This is a genomic window from Paenibacillus nanchangensis (assembly GCF_046543445.1).
GTDB lineage: Bacteria > Bacillota > Bacilli > Paenibacillales > Paenibacillaceae > Paenibacillus_AQ > Paenibacillus_AQ nanchangensis.
Genome location: NZ_JBHOFD010000006.1, coordinates 184987 through 201049, shown reverse-complemented (window position 1 = coordinate 201049; position 16063 = coordinate 184987). Strand labels below are relative to the sequence as shown.

Annotated in this window: 11 protein-coding genes and 2 riboswitches; of the genes, 7 read left to right on the top strand and 4 right to left on the bottom strand. The window is 56.6% G+C overall.

Going from position 1 to position 16063, the window contains the following annotated elements:
- Positions 1–256 precede the first annotated feature (256 nt).
- From ACE6ED_RS06645 to ACE6ED_RS06630, 4 genes are all read left to right on the top strand, one after another.
- Positions 257–1828 carry a hypothetical protein gene (locus ACE6ED_RS06645; RefSeq protein WP_410826316.1) on the top strand — a complete coding sequence of 524 codons (1572 nt, stop codon included), beginning with the start codon at positions 257–259 and terminating at the stop codon, positions 1826–1828.
- On the top strand, positions 1828–2412 hold the full coding sequence (gene sipW, locus ACE6ED_RS06640) for a signal peptidase I SipW (RefSeq protein WP_410826315.1): 585 nt from the start codon (positions 1828–1830) through the stop codon (positions 2410–2412). Before ACE6ED_RS06645 ends, sipW begins: the two co-directional genes overlap by 1 nt.
- A gap of 96 nt (positions 2413–2508) precedes the next feature.
- Positions 2509–3126 carry a TasA family protein gene (locus ACE6ED_RS06635; protein ID WP_410826314.1) on the top strand — a complete coding sequence of 206 codons (618 nt, stop codon included), beginning with the start codon at positions 2509–2511 and terminating at the stop codon, positions 3124–3126.
- Between the two features lie 191 nt (positions 3127–3317).
- Positions 3318–3647: a helix-turn-helix domain-containing protein gene (locus tag ACE6ED_RS06630; RefSeq protein WP_410826335.1), complete on the top strand. Its 330-nt coding sequence runs from the start codon at positions 3318–3320 to the stop codon at positions 3645–3647.
- A 113-nt stretch (positions 3648–3760) separates the two neighbouring features.
- On the opposite strand, the gene ACE6ED_RS06625 is transcribed toward ACE6ED_RS06630, so the two are convergent.
- Positions 3761–3913, bottom strand: coding sequence for an anti-repressor SinI family protein (locus tag ACE6ED_RS06625; RefSeq protein WP_410826313.1), 153 nt, complete (start codon positions 3911–3913; stop codon positions 3761–3763).
- A 27-nt stretch (positions 3914–3940) separates the two neighbouring features.
- Positions 3941–4026, bottom strand: a riboswitch (cyclic di-GMP riboswitch).
- A 516-nt stretch (positions 4027–4542) separates the two neighbouring features.
- On the opposite strand from ACE6ED_RS06625, the gene ACE6ED_RS06620 reads away from it, so the two are divergent.
- Entirely contained in the window at positions 4543–7416 is a 2874-nt protein-coding gene (locus ACE6ED_RS06620; protein ID WP_410826312.1) for a 2-oxoglutarate dehydrogenase E1 component, read from the top strand.
- Between the two features lie 54 nt (positions 7417–7470).
- Positions 7471–8805, top strand: coding sequence for a 2-oxoglutarate dehydrogenase complex dihydrolipoyllysine-residue succinyltransferase (gene odhB, locus ACE6ED_RS06615; protein WP_410826311.1), 1335 nt, complete (start codon positions 7471–7473; stop codon positions 8803–8805).
- 167 nt (positions 8806–8972) lie between these two features.
- Here the strand turns inward: odhB and ACE6ED_RS06610 are convergent, their stop codons facing one another.
- Positions 8973–10139: a GGDEF domain-containing protein gene (locus tag ACE6ED_RS06610; protein ID WP_410826310.1), complete on the bottom strand. Its 1167-nt coding sequence runs from the start codon at positions 10137–10139 to the stop codon at positions 8973–8975.
- 98 nt (positions 10140–10237) lie between these two features.
- Complete coding sequence (locus ACE6ED_RS06605; protein ID WP_410826309.1) at positions 10238–11671, bottom strand: NAD(P)/FAD-dependent oxidoreductase; 1434 nt, start codon at positions 11669–11671, stop codon at positions 10238–10240.
- Between the two features lie 59 nt (positions 11672–11730).
- Positions 11731–11830, bottom strand: a riboswitch (purine riboswitch).
- Between the two features lie 298 nt (positions 11831–12128).
- On the opposite strand from ACE6ED_RS06605, the gene ACE6ED_RS06600 reads away from it, so the two are divergent.
- Entirely contained in the window at positions 12129–13208 is a 1080-nt protein-coding gene (locus ACE6ED_RS06600; RefSeq protein WP_410826308.1) for a GGDEF domain-containing protein, read from the top strand.
- A 131-nt stretch (positions 13209–13339) separates the two neighbouring features.
- Here the strand turns inward: ACE6ED_RS06600 and ACE6ED_RS06595 are convergent, their stop codons facing one another.
- A complete protein-coding gene (locus ACE6ED_RS06595; protein WP_410826307.1) occupies positions 13340–16015 on the bottom strand; it encodes an EAL domain-containing protein in 2676 nt (891 codons plus the stop codon).
- Between the last annotated feature and the right edge of the window lie 48 nt (positions 16016–16063).

Below are 16063 nucleotides of genomic sequence, written 5' to 3'. Positions count from 1 at the left end.
TTAGAGTATCCCCTATCCTTTCGTTCTTAATAACGCACAAAATCCCTGAAATCGGCGGTTTTCTTTTCCTGAAGGCCCGTGTATGATTTGTTCATAGGATTTGTTCTTAATAAAGAACGACGCAGCGAACAATCAGGAGTTTAAGCGTAAGAGAGGGGGAATCGGTCTGCGCCCCAGATCAGCAAGAAGCAGAAGCGCCAAAAGGCGGCTTAAACAATGGCAGGGAAAAACCCTTAAATCGGGGATGGCATTGTCTGTGCTGTTCCTTTATGCCTCCCATCAAGTCGGAACAACTTACGGCAGCTTCAATACCAGGCAGGAAATTAGCGGCACTATCGGGCTGTGCGAGGTATTTCCGAGCCGCATTCAAGAACTGCTTACCCAGCTGGACAGCAGCTTGAAGGAAGCGGAGGCGCTGCAGCTGCAGCTCCGGAGCCTGGAGCCAGCGGCACCTTTGTCCGCAGTTCTGGCCCCGCTCCCAGCCGGGTCCTTCGAGGAACTGGACACCGGAGAGCAGCTCGCCGTGCAGCGGTTAACCGAGCTTGATCATGAACGGACGCGGCTTACGGACGGTCTTGCCGCCAACGCCGCGGTCTGGAACGAACTGAACGCCAAACTGGTTCAGGCGGGCGAACTGCTGACCTTGATTGGGACCCAGCTGAACCAGCTCCATCCCAACTGTGCGGAAATCCGGAACGCCGGATTTATCGAAAGCATGCGAAGCCAGCCGGCAAGCGGCATTTTGTCGGAGCCGTTCCAGGCAGCCCTGCGCGGGATACTGGATTACCTTGCGCAAATCCATCGGATTGGCAGCGAAATCCCCGACGGTGATCCGGAAGAGACCCTGCGGCGGCTTCAGGCGCTGCAGGCCGACCCCGCTGCGGGGAGCGCTCTCCCCGTCCCCTTTGCCATCCAGGCGGCAGGGCCTGATACAGTGCTTTCTCCGCAGGCAGCCGGCCACTATGAGCGCATGACCGCCGGAGCAGCTGATTCCGTTCAGGAGATCGAGCGGCAGATAGCCGCCCAGCAGGCGGAGCTGGACCGCTTCACCGAAGAACGGCTGCGGCTGACGAAAGAGCTGGAAGAGACCAAACGCAAGGAAGAGGAGCGGCTCCGGGAAGAACAGGCCCGGCTCAAAGAAGAGGAACGGCTGCGGCTGGAGAAGGAGCAGGCCGGACCGCATCCGGCGGAAGAAAAAGCCGGAGAAAAATCCGGAGAAGCCGGTCAAGGCGGAGACGGCAAAGACGGCAAGCCCGCGGATGACGCCGGCAAAGCGGATGACCGCGGAGGAACGGAGAAACCCGGCGGGCATGACGGCTCAGGCGATCACACCGGCGGCGGAGATGCCGGGGGCAATCAGCCTGGCGGCGAAACCGGCAAGGCTGATGCAAGCAAAGGCGCGGAAAGCGGGCAGTCTGCTGGCGGCCCGGATACAGCGGGGTCCGGCAAAGATGCCGGCACGGAGAAGCCTCCGAAGTCTTCCCCTTCCCCGTCTCCTTCGCCTTCACCTTCTTCTTCACCTGCGGTTGACGACAGCCCCGCCGCTTCCTCCGGCCATTCTCCATCCGGCCCGGGCGATCCAGCCGCACCCGAAGCAAAATCTCAGGAAGCTGATTCTCATAACAACGTAACTAAGCCAACCGATGCTTCCGGTAATATCAGCCAAGAGCCAGCCGCCGCGGGTCAGGCCCCGGCGAAGCAGCCCCTGGCGGAGCATCCATCCGGGAACAGCCCGTCGTCTGCGGCCGTGCCTGCCGCGGCAGGCGCTCCGGATGAAGCTCAGCCGAAGCAATCCGATACCGCCCAATCCAAGGAGGCAACCCCCTAATGGCACAAGTCAAACTATGGTCCGGCCGCATTTTGACCGCGCTGCTGTCGCTGATTTTTTTCATCACCGTCGTCGCTGTCGTGATTTCCAAGGCATCCGGCGGAGAGCCGTCCTTCTTCGGCTATCAGATCAAAACCGTCCTATCCGGCTCCATGGAGCCGGGCATTCACACCGGTTCAATTGTGGCGCTGGAGCCTGGAGGGGATATGACCCGGTTTCAGCCTGGTGATGTCATCACCTTTCTTAACGAAGAGAACCTGCTGGTCACCCACCGCGTGATCGAAGCGGAACGAAATGAAGCCACAGGCGAAGCAGTCTACCGCACCAAAGGCGACAACAACGACGCCCCTGATGTAGCGCCGGTCAGCTCCAGAAATGTCGTTGCCGAATACAAAGGCATCACGATTCCTTATGTCGGCTATGCGATGAATTTTGCGGCATCCAAAACAGGCAGCGTGCTGCTGATGATCGTCCCCGGGGCGATGCTGTTAATCTACGCCCTGTATACGTCCTGGAAGGCCGTCTCCGAACTAGAGAAAAAACACGCGGATTTGTCCCAGCCTTCTCCCGAAGGACTGAAGTAACTTACCAGCCGATTGTCCCTCCCGCCGCTTACCGGACGAGGAGCACAATATAAAGCTTCATCCATCCAACCACATATTCAAGGAGGAATTTTACAAATGGGTATCAAAAAAACACTGGGTCTTAGCATCGCATCCGCAGCACTGGGTCTTTCCCTCATCGGAGGAGGAACTTACGCTTACTTTAGCGACACCGCCACCAGCACGGCGACTTTCGCGGCCGGTACGCTTGACCTTACGTCCGATCCCTCCGTCTTGATCAACTTAAACAACCTGAAACCGGGCGATATCGTGCTCAAGAAGTTCAAGCTGAACAACTCCGGCACGCTGGACATCGGCAGCATCCTGCTCCGCACCAAAACTGTGGTAACCGACGAAGGCAACAATAACAACGGCGCGGACCTGAACCAATTCATCAAAGTTAAATTCCTGAAAAATAACGATAAAGGCACAATCATTACGCCCGAGCTGGTGGTATATGAAACAACGCTGGCCGAGCTCAAGAACCTGACGCCGGACCTGGTCAAAAATACCGGCCTGGATCAAATCTGGACCGAACGCAGCGGCATCAAGGCCGGAACGTCCGACAGCTTTGCAGTAGCCTTCGAATTCGTGGAGAACAACCAGGACCAAAACCACTTCCAGAAAGACAAACTGGAACTGACTTGGGACTTCGAAGCCAAACAAGGCGAAGGAAAAATTTACAACGAGAACTAATCTGCCCGTTTATCCCAGCGGCAGCACCACACATCCCGGCTTCCGGCATACGGACCGGGATGTTTTTTTCCTCCGGGCATACCCGGGAATAACCGGTATAGGCCGGCCGGCACCGTTTCTATTACCTCGTGAAATTTGATATAATGAGATCAAATTTTTTACGGAGGGGCGTAATCATCTTGCCAGATAACATGGGCCAGCGCATCCACCAGCTTCGGCTGGAAAAGGGCTTGTCCTTGTCCGAGCTTGCGGACAGGGCGGATGTGGCCAAATCCTACCTAAGCAACGTTGAACGGAACATCCAGTCCAACCCCTCTATCCAGTTTATAGAGAAAATCGCCGAAGCGCTGCAGGTATCCATTCACACGCTGCTGTACGGAGAGGCTCCGGACACCGAGGAAGAACCGCTGGACGCGGATTGGTTCAGGCTTGTGCAGGAGGCGATGGCTTCCGGAGTCAGCAAGCGGGAATTCAAGGAGTTTCTGGAGTATCAGAAGTGGAAGCTGGAGCAAAAGGATTGAATTTACGAACCTTATGCGGATGGACGATTCCGCCGCAGGGATCCGGACCCGCACCAAAGAGGCAGAGCGCCGCGCCGCTCTGCCTCTTTGGTGTATGTAGCTCCCCGTCAGCCTTACAACAATCTCGGTCCCTTATCGAGGAAGAACCTCCGGATCTCTTCGGCGCGGATTCCCGCGCGTTTGGCTGTCAGCAGCAGCTGCACCCATTCGAGATCCAGATCCGCCGTCTGGAACTCTCCGACTTTACCCTGGTTGGACTTGTTCAAAAAATCTCCTCCTAAGATTTTATGTCCCCAGGCAGTCCGGCCGTCATAGTAGATTCTACCTTAGACCCGAGACTTTGTGCCCCTGCCTTTCGGCAGGTTTACCCTTTTACTGGACCCTTGAGCGCAAGGATCTGCATGCCGTCTTGATGCAATTCAATTATAGCGGACGCAAGCGGCAAAGTATGTCGCTTCCTGTTCGCCGTACTTTGGCATATTCGCGCGGGAAAAGCAGGATGAGCGGGGAATATGGGAATCGCCGGCCGCTCTGCTATGCCTAAAGTCATATCAATCTTTTATAGGTTTGTATTTTTCTAGGAGTCTAATCTTACTATAAAAACTTAAAGACCCATTTTCAAGCATCAACTGCATTTTTTTCGTAAAATTGGGTAAATGGTTATGATGGGACATGACAGCGGTCTGTCCCGGGATGCTGTACTGAACCATGCCGTTTTGCGATTGGTCCTTACGAAAGTATGAATTGATTCCCTTCCTTGAAAAGAGCACAATGAAGGAGACATCAGCAAGCGAATTTTCACCGATGTGCGACAACGAATGTAAACGCAAACATTGACGTCCGGACAACCCGCCTGTCAGCGGACTCCGGGCCATTCCCTAGGAGGATGCATTCAATGGCAGCCAAGGAACCCTTCTCTCCATCCGCATGGAGCCACTATTACGGACCCAATCTGGGGTACATTCAGGAAAAATATGAGCAATACGTAAACGATCCGTCGTCCGTCGAGAGCAACTACCGTGAGCTATTCGAACGCTCAGGCCCACCTCCGATGACACCGTCCGCCGTCCAGCCGGCCGGCACGGCAGGCACCGCGTCGCCCGACCCCGGGCTGCTGCGCAAAGCCGTCCGCGCCTCCAAGCTGATGGCGAACATCCGCATCTACGGCCATCTGACCGCGGACATCGATCCGCTCGGCAAGCCGGACAGCTCCATGGCCAAATATCTGGATCCGGCCACCTACGAGCTGACGCGGGAGGATCTCGAAGCGCTGCCCGCTTCGCTGATCTGGGAGAACGCGCCGGAGAATATCAAGACCGGCTGGGACGCCGTCAACCTGATGAAACGGAGCTACACCCGGACCATCGCCTACGAGTTCGGCCATATACGCGACGAACAGGAGCTTCGCTGGCTGAACCAGCAGGCGGAGACCACCGAACCGCAGGCCGTGCTGACCCTGGAAGAACGCAAGGCCCTGCTGAAGCGGCTGGTTGAGGTGGAGCAGTTCGAAACGTTCCTGCACCGGACCTTCGTCGGCCAGAAGCGGTTTAGCATCGAAGGCAACGACTGCCTTGTACCGATGCTGGATGAGGTGGTGCGCGCCGCAGCGGACGACGGAGCGGAGCATATACTAATGGGCATGGCGCACCGCGGGCGCCTGAACGTGCTGGCCCATATTTTGGGCAAACCATATGAAATCATTTTCTCCGAATTCCACCATTCGCCGAACAAGGACCTGTTCCCTTCCGAAGGATCCATGGGCATTAACTACGGATGGAGCGGAGACGTAAAATATCATCTGGGCGCTGACCGTTCCGTAAATCACAATAAGACGGTACAGACCCGCATTACACTGGCCAACAACCCAAGCCACTTGGAGTTTGTTAACCCTGTGGTGGAAGGCTTCACGCGTGCGGCACAGGAAGACCGCTCGGCGAGCGGCATGCCGAAGCTCGACACCAACAAAGCCATGGCGGTGCTGATGCACGGCGACGCCGCTTTCCCTGGCGAAGGCATTGTTGCAGAGACGTTGAATATCAGCAAGCTGAAAGGCTACCAGAACGGCGGAACGATCCACGTGATCGTTAACAACCGGATCGGCTTCACAACCGAAAGCGAAGATTCCCGGTCCACCCATTATGCGAGCGACCTTGCAAAGGGCTATGAAATTCCTGTCGTGCATGTCAACGCCGATGATCCCGAGGCCTGCATCGCGGCCGTGCGGATCGCCTGCGCCTACCGGCAGAAGTTTAAAAAAGACTTCCTGATCGACCTGATCGGCTACCGCCGCCACGGCCATAATGAAATGGACGATCCCGAAACGACCCAGCCGCTGATTTACAGCAAAATCCGCAATCATCCTACCGTCTACAACCTGTACGCGGAGCGGCTGAAACGCGAGCAGCTGGTTTCGGACGAAGACGTAAAGCGGATCTCCGCCGAAGTCGACGCTGTCCTACAGCAGGCTTATGACAAAATGAAAGACGGCGGGCACAAGACGGGCGAGACCAAAAACGCGGTGGCGCTCCCGGCAGATTCGTCCGGAACCGAGCCGGCTCCCGTGCCGATCGACACCTTGCGCAGCATCAACCGCCAGCTGCTGAACGTACCGGACGGCTTCCGGATGTATCCGAAGCTGCAGCGTATTTTGCAGCGCCGGGGCGACATGCTGGACGGCGGCCCGAAGGTCGACTGGGCGCTGGCCGAGACGCTGGCGTTTGCGACGATCCTGCAGAACGGCACGCCGATTCGCTTGAGCGGCCAGGATGCGCAGCGCGGAACCTTTGCGCACCGGCATCTTGTTCTGCACGACAGCGAAAACGGCGCGCTGTACACTCCGCTGCATCAGCTTGAAGGAACCCAAGCTTCCTTTGGCGTGTATAACAGCCCGCTGTCCGAAGCATCAGTTCTCGGCTACGAATACGGCTATAACGTATTTGCGCCGGAGACCTTTGTGCTGTGGGAAGCCCAATACGGTGACTTCGCCAATGCCGCGCAGGTCATCATCGACCAGTTCATTTCCGCCGGACGGGCAAAATGGACCCAGCGCAGCAACCTGGCCATCCTGCTGCCTCACGGCTACGAAGGCCAGGGGCCGGAGCATTCCAGCGGCCGTCTCGAACGGTATCTGCAGCTGTCGGCTGAAGAGAACTGGACGGTGGCGAACCTCACCACCGCCGCGCAGTATTACCATCTGCTGCGCCGCCAGGCCGCCCTTTGCGGTCAGCCTTCGGCCCGTCCGCTGGTCATCATGACGCCGAAAAGCCTGATCCGCAACCCGCGCAGCGCTTCGGAAGGCACCGAGCTTGCGGAGGGACGCTTCCAGCCGGTGCTTGCAGAGCCGCTGCTTGGCGCGAAGCCGGCTAAGGTGAAGCGGGTCATCGTCTGCAGCGGAAAGGTTGCCGTCGATCTCCAGAACGAGCTCGAAGCGGACAAAAACCGCGACTGGTCGTGGCTGCACATCCTCCGTATGGAGCAGCTGTATCCTTTCCCTGAGAAGGAGCTGACGGCCCACTTCAGCCGGATGTCCGCCCTGGAGGAAATCGTCTGGGTACAGGAAGAGCCTAAGAACATGGGCGCCTGGAGTTACGCCGAACCCCGTCTGCGCGCTATTGCGCCGGGCGCGGTGAAGGTCTCCTACATCGGACGGCCGGAACGCTCCAGCCCGGCGAGCGGTTACGCCGATGTGCATGCTTTTGAACAGAAACGAATTGTTACGGAAGCCCTGAAGCTTAACAGCCAAGTACAAGCAGCTGTGCCGTCCTCCTAAGCGGGGACGGCGTTACAATAACGGAAACCATTATATTTGGGGAGGTAGCGGCCTGTGTCAGAAATTAAGGTACCGGACTTAGGCGAATCGATTTCGGAAGGAACGATATTCAAATGGCTGGTCAATGAAGGCGACAAGGTCAGCCAGGGCGATGCGCTGGCCGAACTGGAGACCGATAAGGTCAATCTGGAGATCAGCGCGGAGGAAGACGGGGTCATCGCTTCGATCCTGCGCGGCGCCGGCGAGACCGTGCAGGTGGGCGAGACAATCGGGATGATCGGCAGCGCCGGAGCAGCCGGCGGCGGCTCCCCTGCTCCTGCAGCGGAAGCGGGCGGCTCGGCGCAAAACGCGGCCCCTGCGGCCCCTGCAGCCGCAGCTGCACAGCCGGCGGTTGCCACCCCGCCCGCGGCGGATACCGCTCCGCAGGCGCCGGCAGCGCCAAGCGCGGACAGCGCCGCACTGCTGGCGACGCCGGGCGCACGCAAGCTGGCGCGGGAACGCGGCATCGACCTGTCCGAGGTTGGCGCACGTGATCCGATCGGCCGGATCGGCCAGGCCGACGTGAAGGATCACGGATCGGCGCCTGCGGCTGCATCTGCAGCGCCGGCAGCGTCCGCGCCAGCGGCAGCTTCTGCGGGCGCGTCCGCAGGCAAGCCGGAAGCCGCCAAACCGGCGGGCGACTCGGGCAAAGCCATCGAACGGCAGCGCATGTCCCGCAGACGCCAGACGATTGCGAACCGTCTGGTGGAAGCGCAGCAGACGGCCGCCATGCTGACCACCTTCAACGAGGTCGACATGACCGCCATTTTGGATATCCGCAAACGCCGCAAAGACAACTTTAAAGAGAAGCATGACATTGGACTTGGCTTCATGTCTTTCTTCACCAAGGCGGTAATCGGCGCCCTGAAAGCCTACCCGCTGCTGAACGCCGAAATTGACGGCGAAGATCTGCTGATCAAAAAGTTTTACGACATCGGCATCGCGGTAGCGGCCAAGGAAGGCCTCGTCGTTCCGGTCGTCCGGGACGCGGACCGTCTGAGCTTCCCCGAAATTGAACGCCGGATCGCCGAACTGGCCGGCAAAGCCCGCTCCAACACGCTGAGCCTGTCCGAGCTGCAGGGCGGCACCTTTACGATCACCAACGGCGGCGTTTTTGGTTCCCTGCTGTCGACGCCGATTCTGAATGCGCCGCAGGTCGGTATTCTGGGGATGCACAAAATCCAGCTCCGGCCGATCGCCATCGACGAAGAAACGACCGTCAACCGGCCGATGATGTATATCGCGCTTTCTTACGATCACCGGATCGTGGACGGCGCCGAAGCTGTAAGCTTCCTTGTTAAAGTGAAAGAGCTGCTGGAAGATCCGGAAGCCCTGCTGCTGGAAGGATAAAATCCGGCAGCGGCATGACCAATAGCGGCACGGCAAAGAGGATGCCCTCGTCTAACCAACGGGGACATCCTCTTTGTTTTAACAGCGGCAGCAGTTTCCCCGCTATCCACGCCACGCACAGCGAACGCGCCACTCACACTCACGGGGCCAATGGGCGTCCCCCTCCATCAGGAGAGTGCAATTACCCGGTTGCCGCCTTCCTTTTTGGCAAGGTAAAGCGCCTTGTCTCCTTCCTGATAAGCCCACTCCACCGGATCGGGCAGCTCGGCCGGCACCGGGGCCACCCCGAAGCTTGCAGTCACTTGGAACGGCCTCCCTTCGCTGCGGAACGGGTGCCGCCGGATGGCCGCGCACAGCGAATGCGCTACTCCTTCCGCCTGCTTGGCGTCCAGTCCCGGCAGCAGAATGGCGAATTCTTCGCCGCCCAGCCTTGCCGTAATATGCGTCTTCTCCAGGCCTGTGCGAATCAGTTCGGCCACCACGGTCAAGACGCGGTCCCCAACCGGGTGACCATAGGTATCGTTAATTTGTTTGAACCGGTCGATATCCAGGATGATAAGTGCTGTATCGCCGCCTGTCCGGCGCAGCCGGTCCACTTCCCCCTCCGCCGCCTTCTCAAACTGCATCCGGTTATACAGCCCCGTTAAAGGATCATGAGCCGCCAGCTTATACAGCTCCCGGTTCTTAAGCATCAACCGGTTGTGCCGTACCGTCGTAACCCTGCGGTGGTAAGCTGCTTCGACCAGCCGGTGCCACGAAGCAATGGACACTACCATACCAAGCAAAGTAAGAAACAAAGCGTTTACCTGCAGCGACAGCGACACTTCAGGATAAGGCTGTACATTTTTTACACTCATCCCAAACAAAACAGAAACACCGGTAAACAAAACAACGGCCATAAACGGGTGCAGGCGCAGCACCGCTGCCACAGCCAGCATCGCCAAAATAAAGGCGGTGATGCCCGAACCGATCTGCTGATCAAGCAGGGCCAGGTAAACGCCAAACAGCAGATAGGCCAATCCCGCTGTTACAGTGACCACCCGGGCCGCCGTCCGCCGCTGCGGCCGATTGACGAGCTGCCGGGCGGTTAAGCCAAGCAGCACGGTCACCCCGGTCATGCACAGGTGGGCCAGCATAATGCCGGCCCGCCACTCCTCGATTTTCGTTCCCCCGGAATTCAGACCGGCAAAAATCAAGATATAGAATAGATGAAGAGGAATCAGCAGACGCACGCCCCACCGGATGCGGCGGAGGTTAACAGCGTTAATTTCCTCGATGATATCCGAATCGGGTAGCAGGTGCAGGAGCTTGAACCAGCGGGTCAGATTCGCCATGGGTGCTCGCCTTCTTATCTGAAGTTTCATCTACATATAGTAGCACACCCGGGTTCCGCTTGTCACAGACACACAGCTCGACCCTTAGGCGGATAGGCCTACTCCGCTTTCTCCAACATACATCTGGCGACCCAGACACCCGCCGCTCCCGCCTGGGCGAGCCCTCTCGTCACGCCGGCACCGTCTCCGCCGCAGTAAAGGCCGGCAATCTCTGTTTCCAGTCCCGAGGTCAGCTTCGGGCGGGCGGAATAGAACTTCGCTTCCACACCATAAAACAGCGTGTGCTCCGAAGCGATACCCGGCGTTACTTGATCGAGCGCTTCAACCATTTCAGTCAGGCTGCGCATCGTGTTGTAAGGCAGCACCAGCCCCAAATCGCCCGGTACGGCTTCCCGCAGGGTAGGCTCAAGGAAACCTTCGCGGATCCGGGTTTCAGTCGAACGTCTGCCGCGCAAAATATCGCCGTACTTCTGCACGATCACTCCGCCGCTGGACAAATCGTTGGCCCGCTTGCAGATTTCCCGGGCATATTCATTGGGCTTGTCGAACGGTTCGGTGAATTTATGGGATACAAGCAGCGCGAAGTTCGTATTGCTGGAACCAAGCGCCGGGTCTTTATAAGAGTGCCCGTTGGCCGCCATGACGCCGCTGTGATTTTCCACGACCACGTGGCCGGACGGATTGCTGCAGAAGGTGCGGACACGGGTGCCCACAGACGTGTTGAAAATAAATTTCCCCTCATACAGATGCTCATTGATTTCCCGCATCACGACATCCGACGTTTCCACGCGCACACCGACATCCACCTGATTGTTGTGCATCTTCAGCCGGCGTTTTTTCAGGATGTCCGTCAGCCAGGCGGAGCCGTCCCGGCCCGGAGCGACCAGCACCCGCTCGGCTTCATGGGACTCGCCGTTTTTGAGGAGAATGCCGGTTACCCGGTGCCCTCCGTCCGCTTTGACGGTCTGGATATCCTCTACCTCCGTCTTGAACACCATATCGACACGCGTACGCAAATATTCATAAATGGATTTTAAAATCTCCAGGTTTTGCTCCGTACCCAAGTGGCGGACCTGTGCGCGCAGCAGCTTCAGTCCGGCCGCATACCCCCGCTGCTCAATGCCGCGGATCGTTTCGGTCGTCGGATCGGTGATCGCCTCCGTCGCGCCATGCTCCAGGTTGATTGCATCGACGTAGCGGATCAATTCCAGCACGCGCGACGGCGCCAGGTAATCGGTCAGCCATCCGCCAAATTCAGTGGTGATGTTAAACTTTCCGTCACTGTATGCGCCCGCGCCTCCAAATCCTGCCGTGATCGAGCAGGCCGGCAGACAGCCTGCAAATTCCTTCCGGCCGATGGCAGGCGGACACAGCTGAATTTTTTCCTCCAGAATCGGGCAACTGCGGCGGTAAATATCATGTCCTTTATCAACAAGCAGCACTTTCCAGTGCGGCGCTTTCAGCGTCAGCTCATAACAAGCGAAAATTCCGGCTGGGCCGGCCCCCACTACAATTACATCATATTTGCTCATTTTCGTATGACCTCCCTTGGAATAAGAACAACAAAAAACCCGGCTCTCTCATAGGTATGCAAAAACAGCATCCTATTCGTAGCCAGGAATTTACGGTCCCCTGTAGAGACCCCCGGACCTTATTTCCGGGGATATACGAATGGCTTAATATTGGCTTGGATTAATGAAGCCCAAAGGAAGTTTATCCTACAAACACCGTACGTGTCAACTATATTCTGATTTAATGTTCGTATTTTGCATATTGATAACTCTTTTCATCCGCGCTACGATCGTGTTGTATCCATAAAAAACGAACATTATTCCTCCACTTCACTCGGGCAGGATTCCGGACCAGCGGTGTCGAATATATTGCCCGATGCATGAATCACGGTCCAGCCGCATTGTTGCGGTGTTTTTGAGGCAGCGGCGGATGATAAATCCGGTGACCGCCTATTTTTTGCGAAAAGAGGAACATCTTATGTCTGCATCATCGCACCCTCCTCGCCATCTTTTCTGGAACCGCATGATGCTCAATGCATTTTGGGTAATGCTGATTGCGAAGATCGTGTGCAAGGCCATATTATACCGCCCTCCTGTACACCAGTTGGCGGAGATTATAACGTCGCTGTATATGCCGGATCTGCTGATTCTGTGTCTGATGCTTGGGCTCGAAACCGTAAACCGGCTGTTTCCCGAACGCTCCAAGCTGTTTATTATTGCCGGAAGCTATTTATGGGCCATACTGGCAGTTGATTCCATTTCCCATACCATCCATATCCGATTGCTTGTTATGCTGGTACCGCTGCTCGTGTCAATGATCTATTTGAATATCCGTTATCTGGTTGCTGCCACTCTGGTCAGTATTCTGGTAGTTGTGTACTGGTATGCGGGACCTGCGCATCTGCCCTCGTCCGCATATGCGGCGGAGGGGATTATCGTTGCGTTTATTTTTGCAGGGGTGGCGCTTACGGGGTTCGGTGTCATCTCACGCGGCACGTCTCTGCTGCGCTCGCTTGAGCATTCCTTGGAATCGGAGCAGAACTTGCGTATTCAGAACATCATTATGGACCGCTTGTCCAAAATCGACCCGTTAACCGACCTTTATAACCATAAAACCTTCCATGAGTATTTGGGCTGGCTGATCGATCACCAGCAGTCGAATCCGTTTCCTATGCATCTGGCCATTTTGGACATCGACAATTTCAAACAAGTAAACGACAGCTACGGCCACTGGGTCGGGGATATTGCTCTGAAACAGGTGGCCGCCGAACTGCTGCGGCAGATCGGGACGGATGACTTCGCCGCCCGGTACGGCGGAGAAGAATTTGCGGTGATTTTGACCGCCAAATCGGCGGAAGAGGCCCGGGACACGATGGAACGGATCCGGGAAAGCATCGCGCAGACGTCCATTGCGGAAATGGGCGGGAACACCGTGACCGTCAGTATCGGCATGCATGAATACTGCGGCACCGATACAAAAAGCCAGGTCTTTCAAAGCGCGGATGATGCGCTGTATGAGGCCAAAAAAAGCGGCAAAAACAAAGTGGTCGTTCATTAATCCAAGCCGCGTGAAGCTGTGAGCGCTCTGAAAAAACAATCAAGCCGGCGGATCGGGAATCTCTTCCCTTAACCCGCCAGCTCGACTGAACCTGCTTATGTCTGCTATGACTAGGACTCCAAGCGCCGGAATTAGACGAAAAAAGTTTTTTGTTCCCGCATCAGCGCCTCAGTCTCCCGCTCTGGCAGCGGCCTGCCGGTCAGGTAACCTTGGATTTTGTCGCAGTTAGAGCTTCGCAGGTAGTTCAGCTGCTCGGTGTTCTCCACCCCCTCGGCCACCACCTCAAGTTCCCTGTTATGGCCCAGCTCCACAATGGTCCGGATAAGATCCTGGCTCTGCGTGTTATCCGAAAGGGAATCGATAAACGTCTTGTCCATTTTCAGCGTGGTGATCGGCAGCTGCTGCAGATAGCTGAGTGAAGAATAGCCGGTGCCGAAATCGTCAAGCGCCACATAAATGCCGCGGGACCTGAAATATTCCAGTTTGCTGATAATGCTGCCGAACGATTCCATGAAAATAGATTCGGTAATTTCCAGCTCCAGATGCGCGGGCTCCAGCCCCGACTCCTCAAGTGTATCCATCACAAGCGGCACAAAATCCTCCTGAAGCAGCTGAATGACTGACAAATTGACGGAGATCCGGTACGGCCCCAGCCCCTTGTCGTGCATGCTCCGCATGAAACGGCACGCCTGTCTGAGCACCCACTCGCCGATCGGTACAATCAACCGCGAATCTTCGGCAATCTTGATAAAAGAAAGGGGCGATACGCTGCCAAGCACCGGATTGTTCCAGCGGACAAGGGCCTCGAAGCCGGAAATGCGTCCGGTCCGGATATCCACCTGCGGCTGATAGTACAGTGACAGCTCGTTATTCTCCACCGCTCCCCTTAAATGCTTTTCAATCGTTACCCGTTCGTTGAAGGAGGTGTGCATCGATTTATCGTAAACCACCGCTTTGGCTTTTCCGGACTCCTTGGCCCGGTAGTTGGCCACATCCGCGTTCTTGAGGATCTCTTCTGTCGTTGTTCCGTCTTCCGGGTAAAAGGAGATCCCAATGCTGACCGAGATATGCAGGTCGCTTTCGCCGATCCGGAACGGTTCCCGGAATTTGCGCAAAATCCGCTCCGCCAGCTCCTGCACCTGCTCCCGGCGGAAAACATTCCGGTAGAACAAAATGAACTCGTCGCCCCCAAAACGGGACAGCAGCACATCTTCGCCCGTGACCCGCTGAAGTCTGGCACTGGCCTGGCGGATCAGTTCGTCGCCGAATTTATGCCCAAGCGTATCGTTGATATATTTAAAATTGTCTGCATCAACAAACAGCAGCGCGGCGCTGCCGCCGGGCTGCCGGAAGTAGGTTTCCATGGCCTCCAGCAAATTCAACCGGTTGGGCAGCCCGCTAAGCGAGTCATAATAAGCCAGATGGTGCATTTTCTGCTGATTTTCCACCAGCAGGTCATATTGCCCAACCAGTTCACGCTGAGCAGCGGTTAGCTGCTCGTAAGTCGCCTCCAGCTCCTGGTAGCTGTTGTGCAGCTTACGTTCCACCTGCTTCCGGTTGCTGATATCGATCAGCGATCCAAGGAACAGCATCACCTGCTCTTCCGGGTCCGAGACGGCTTTTCCCCGAACCTCATACCAAATGTAGGCTCCGTCTTTTGTACGCATCCGGTATTCGGTTTCATACACCGGCGTTTTGCCCAATAAATGGTCGTTCCGTGCCCGGTCCGCCCGCTCTCTGTCCTCCGGATGAATCAGGTCCAATACCCCGTCCGTCATTGCGTTAATTTCCTCGGCACTGTACCCCATCACTTCATACCAGCGTTCCGAAAGCTTATAGACGCCGTTCTTCCAATCCAGCTCCCACAAATAAGCGCCTGAGCCATCCGAGGCAAGCCGAAACCGCTGCTCGCTGACACTCAACCTGCGCAGCTGCTGCTGCAGTTCTTCTTCGGCGGCTGACAGCTCCTCAAATGTGGCCTCAAGCTGTTCATAACTGTTTTGCAGCTTAATTTCGTTTTCCCGCCGTTCATGAATATCGAGTCCAATTAATACATACAGCCCGTCCTGCTTCTTGCCTGTGGGTGGAATGTAGGAAGTCCGAAACTGAAGATAACGGCCGTTCCCGCAGCCGCCAGGCAGCTGCATCTCTACGTTGGCCGCCGCTTCCCCCCGCAAAAAGCCGGACAACATCAGCCGGAGCCGCTCCATGGATTCGCCGCCTGTGAGGCCATCCAGCGGTGTGCCGAGCAGCTCGCGGGCTTTCCAGCCGGTCAGCTGCTCCGCTGTCCGGTTGAATCTTACAGTAACCCCGGTCCGGTCAACTGCCCACACAAACACTCCCGTGTGCTCGACCACATCTTCAAAAAAACGCTGCTCCCTGTGAATGGCTCTCCGCAAATGAGCGATGTAAGCTTTGACTGCGCAGATTCCAACAATCAGCAGGGCTAAAGACAATCCGAATCCCCAGAGCAGCCTGTCCCCGACCATGCCGCTGTAGTAATCGGAATGACCAAACGCCTCCCCGGTAACCGCCATGAGCCCTGTCGTATCGATGGTTCCGCGGATCAGCTTCTCGTGAACCTCCTTCCACGGCCCCGTGCCGTAATGCACCAGATAGTCCTGCTTCTCAAAAATCAGATTGGTAAGGTCAACGTCGAATCCTGTCAGATACCCGTTCTGCATATATTGGAACGGCGGATAATTCAGTTCAGATTCATAGCGGATCACGTCCCGATCTGCGAAAGCGGCGGAAGGCGCAGGGAGAAGCATCAAAACTATCAACAGGCTGATTGTGAACCGCTTCATCGCAATGTTCCCTTCTAATCCTTTATAACCAGTCTATTCGACAAAAAA

What these genes read in the sequence shown, in the direction of transcription:
- ACE6ED_RS06595 (WP_410826307.1), bottom strand. Translation starts at nt 16,015, where the DNA reads ATGAAGCGGTTCACAATCAGCCTGTTGATAGTTTTGATGCTTCTCCCT.
- ACE6ED_RS06630 (WP_410826335.1), top strand. Translation starts at nt 3,318, where the DNA reads ATGGGCCAGCGCATCCACCAGCTTCGGCTGGAAAAGGGCTTGTCCTTG.
- ACE6ED_RS06635 (WP_410826314.1), top strand. Translation starts at nt 2,509, where the DNA reads ATGGGTATCAAAAAAACACTGGGTCTTAGCATCGCATCCGCAGCACTG.
- ACE6ED_RS06600 (WP_410826308.1), top strand. Translation starts at nt 12,129, where the DNA reads ATGTCTGCATCATCGCACCCTCCTCGCCATCTTTTCTGGAACCGCATG.
- ACE6ED_RS06605 (WP_410826309.1), bottom strand. Translation starts at nt 11,671, where the DNA reads ATGAGCAAATATGATGTAATTGTAGTGGGGGCCGGCCCAGCCGGAATT.
- sipW (WP_410826315.1), top strand. Translation starts at nt 1,828, where the DNA reads ATGGCACAAGTCAAACTATGGTCCGGCCGCATTTTGACCGCGCTGCTG.
- ACE6ED_RS06620 (WP_410826312.1), top strand. Translation starts at nt 4,543, where the DNA reads ATGGCAGCCAAGGAACCCTTCTCTCCATCCGCATGGAGCCACTATTAC.
- ACE6ED_RS06610 (WP_410826310.1), bottom strand. Translation starts at nt 10,139, where the DNA reads ATGGCGAATCTGACCCGCTGGTTCAAGCTCCTGCACCTGCTACCCGAT.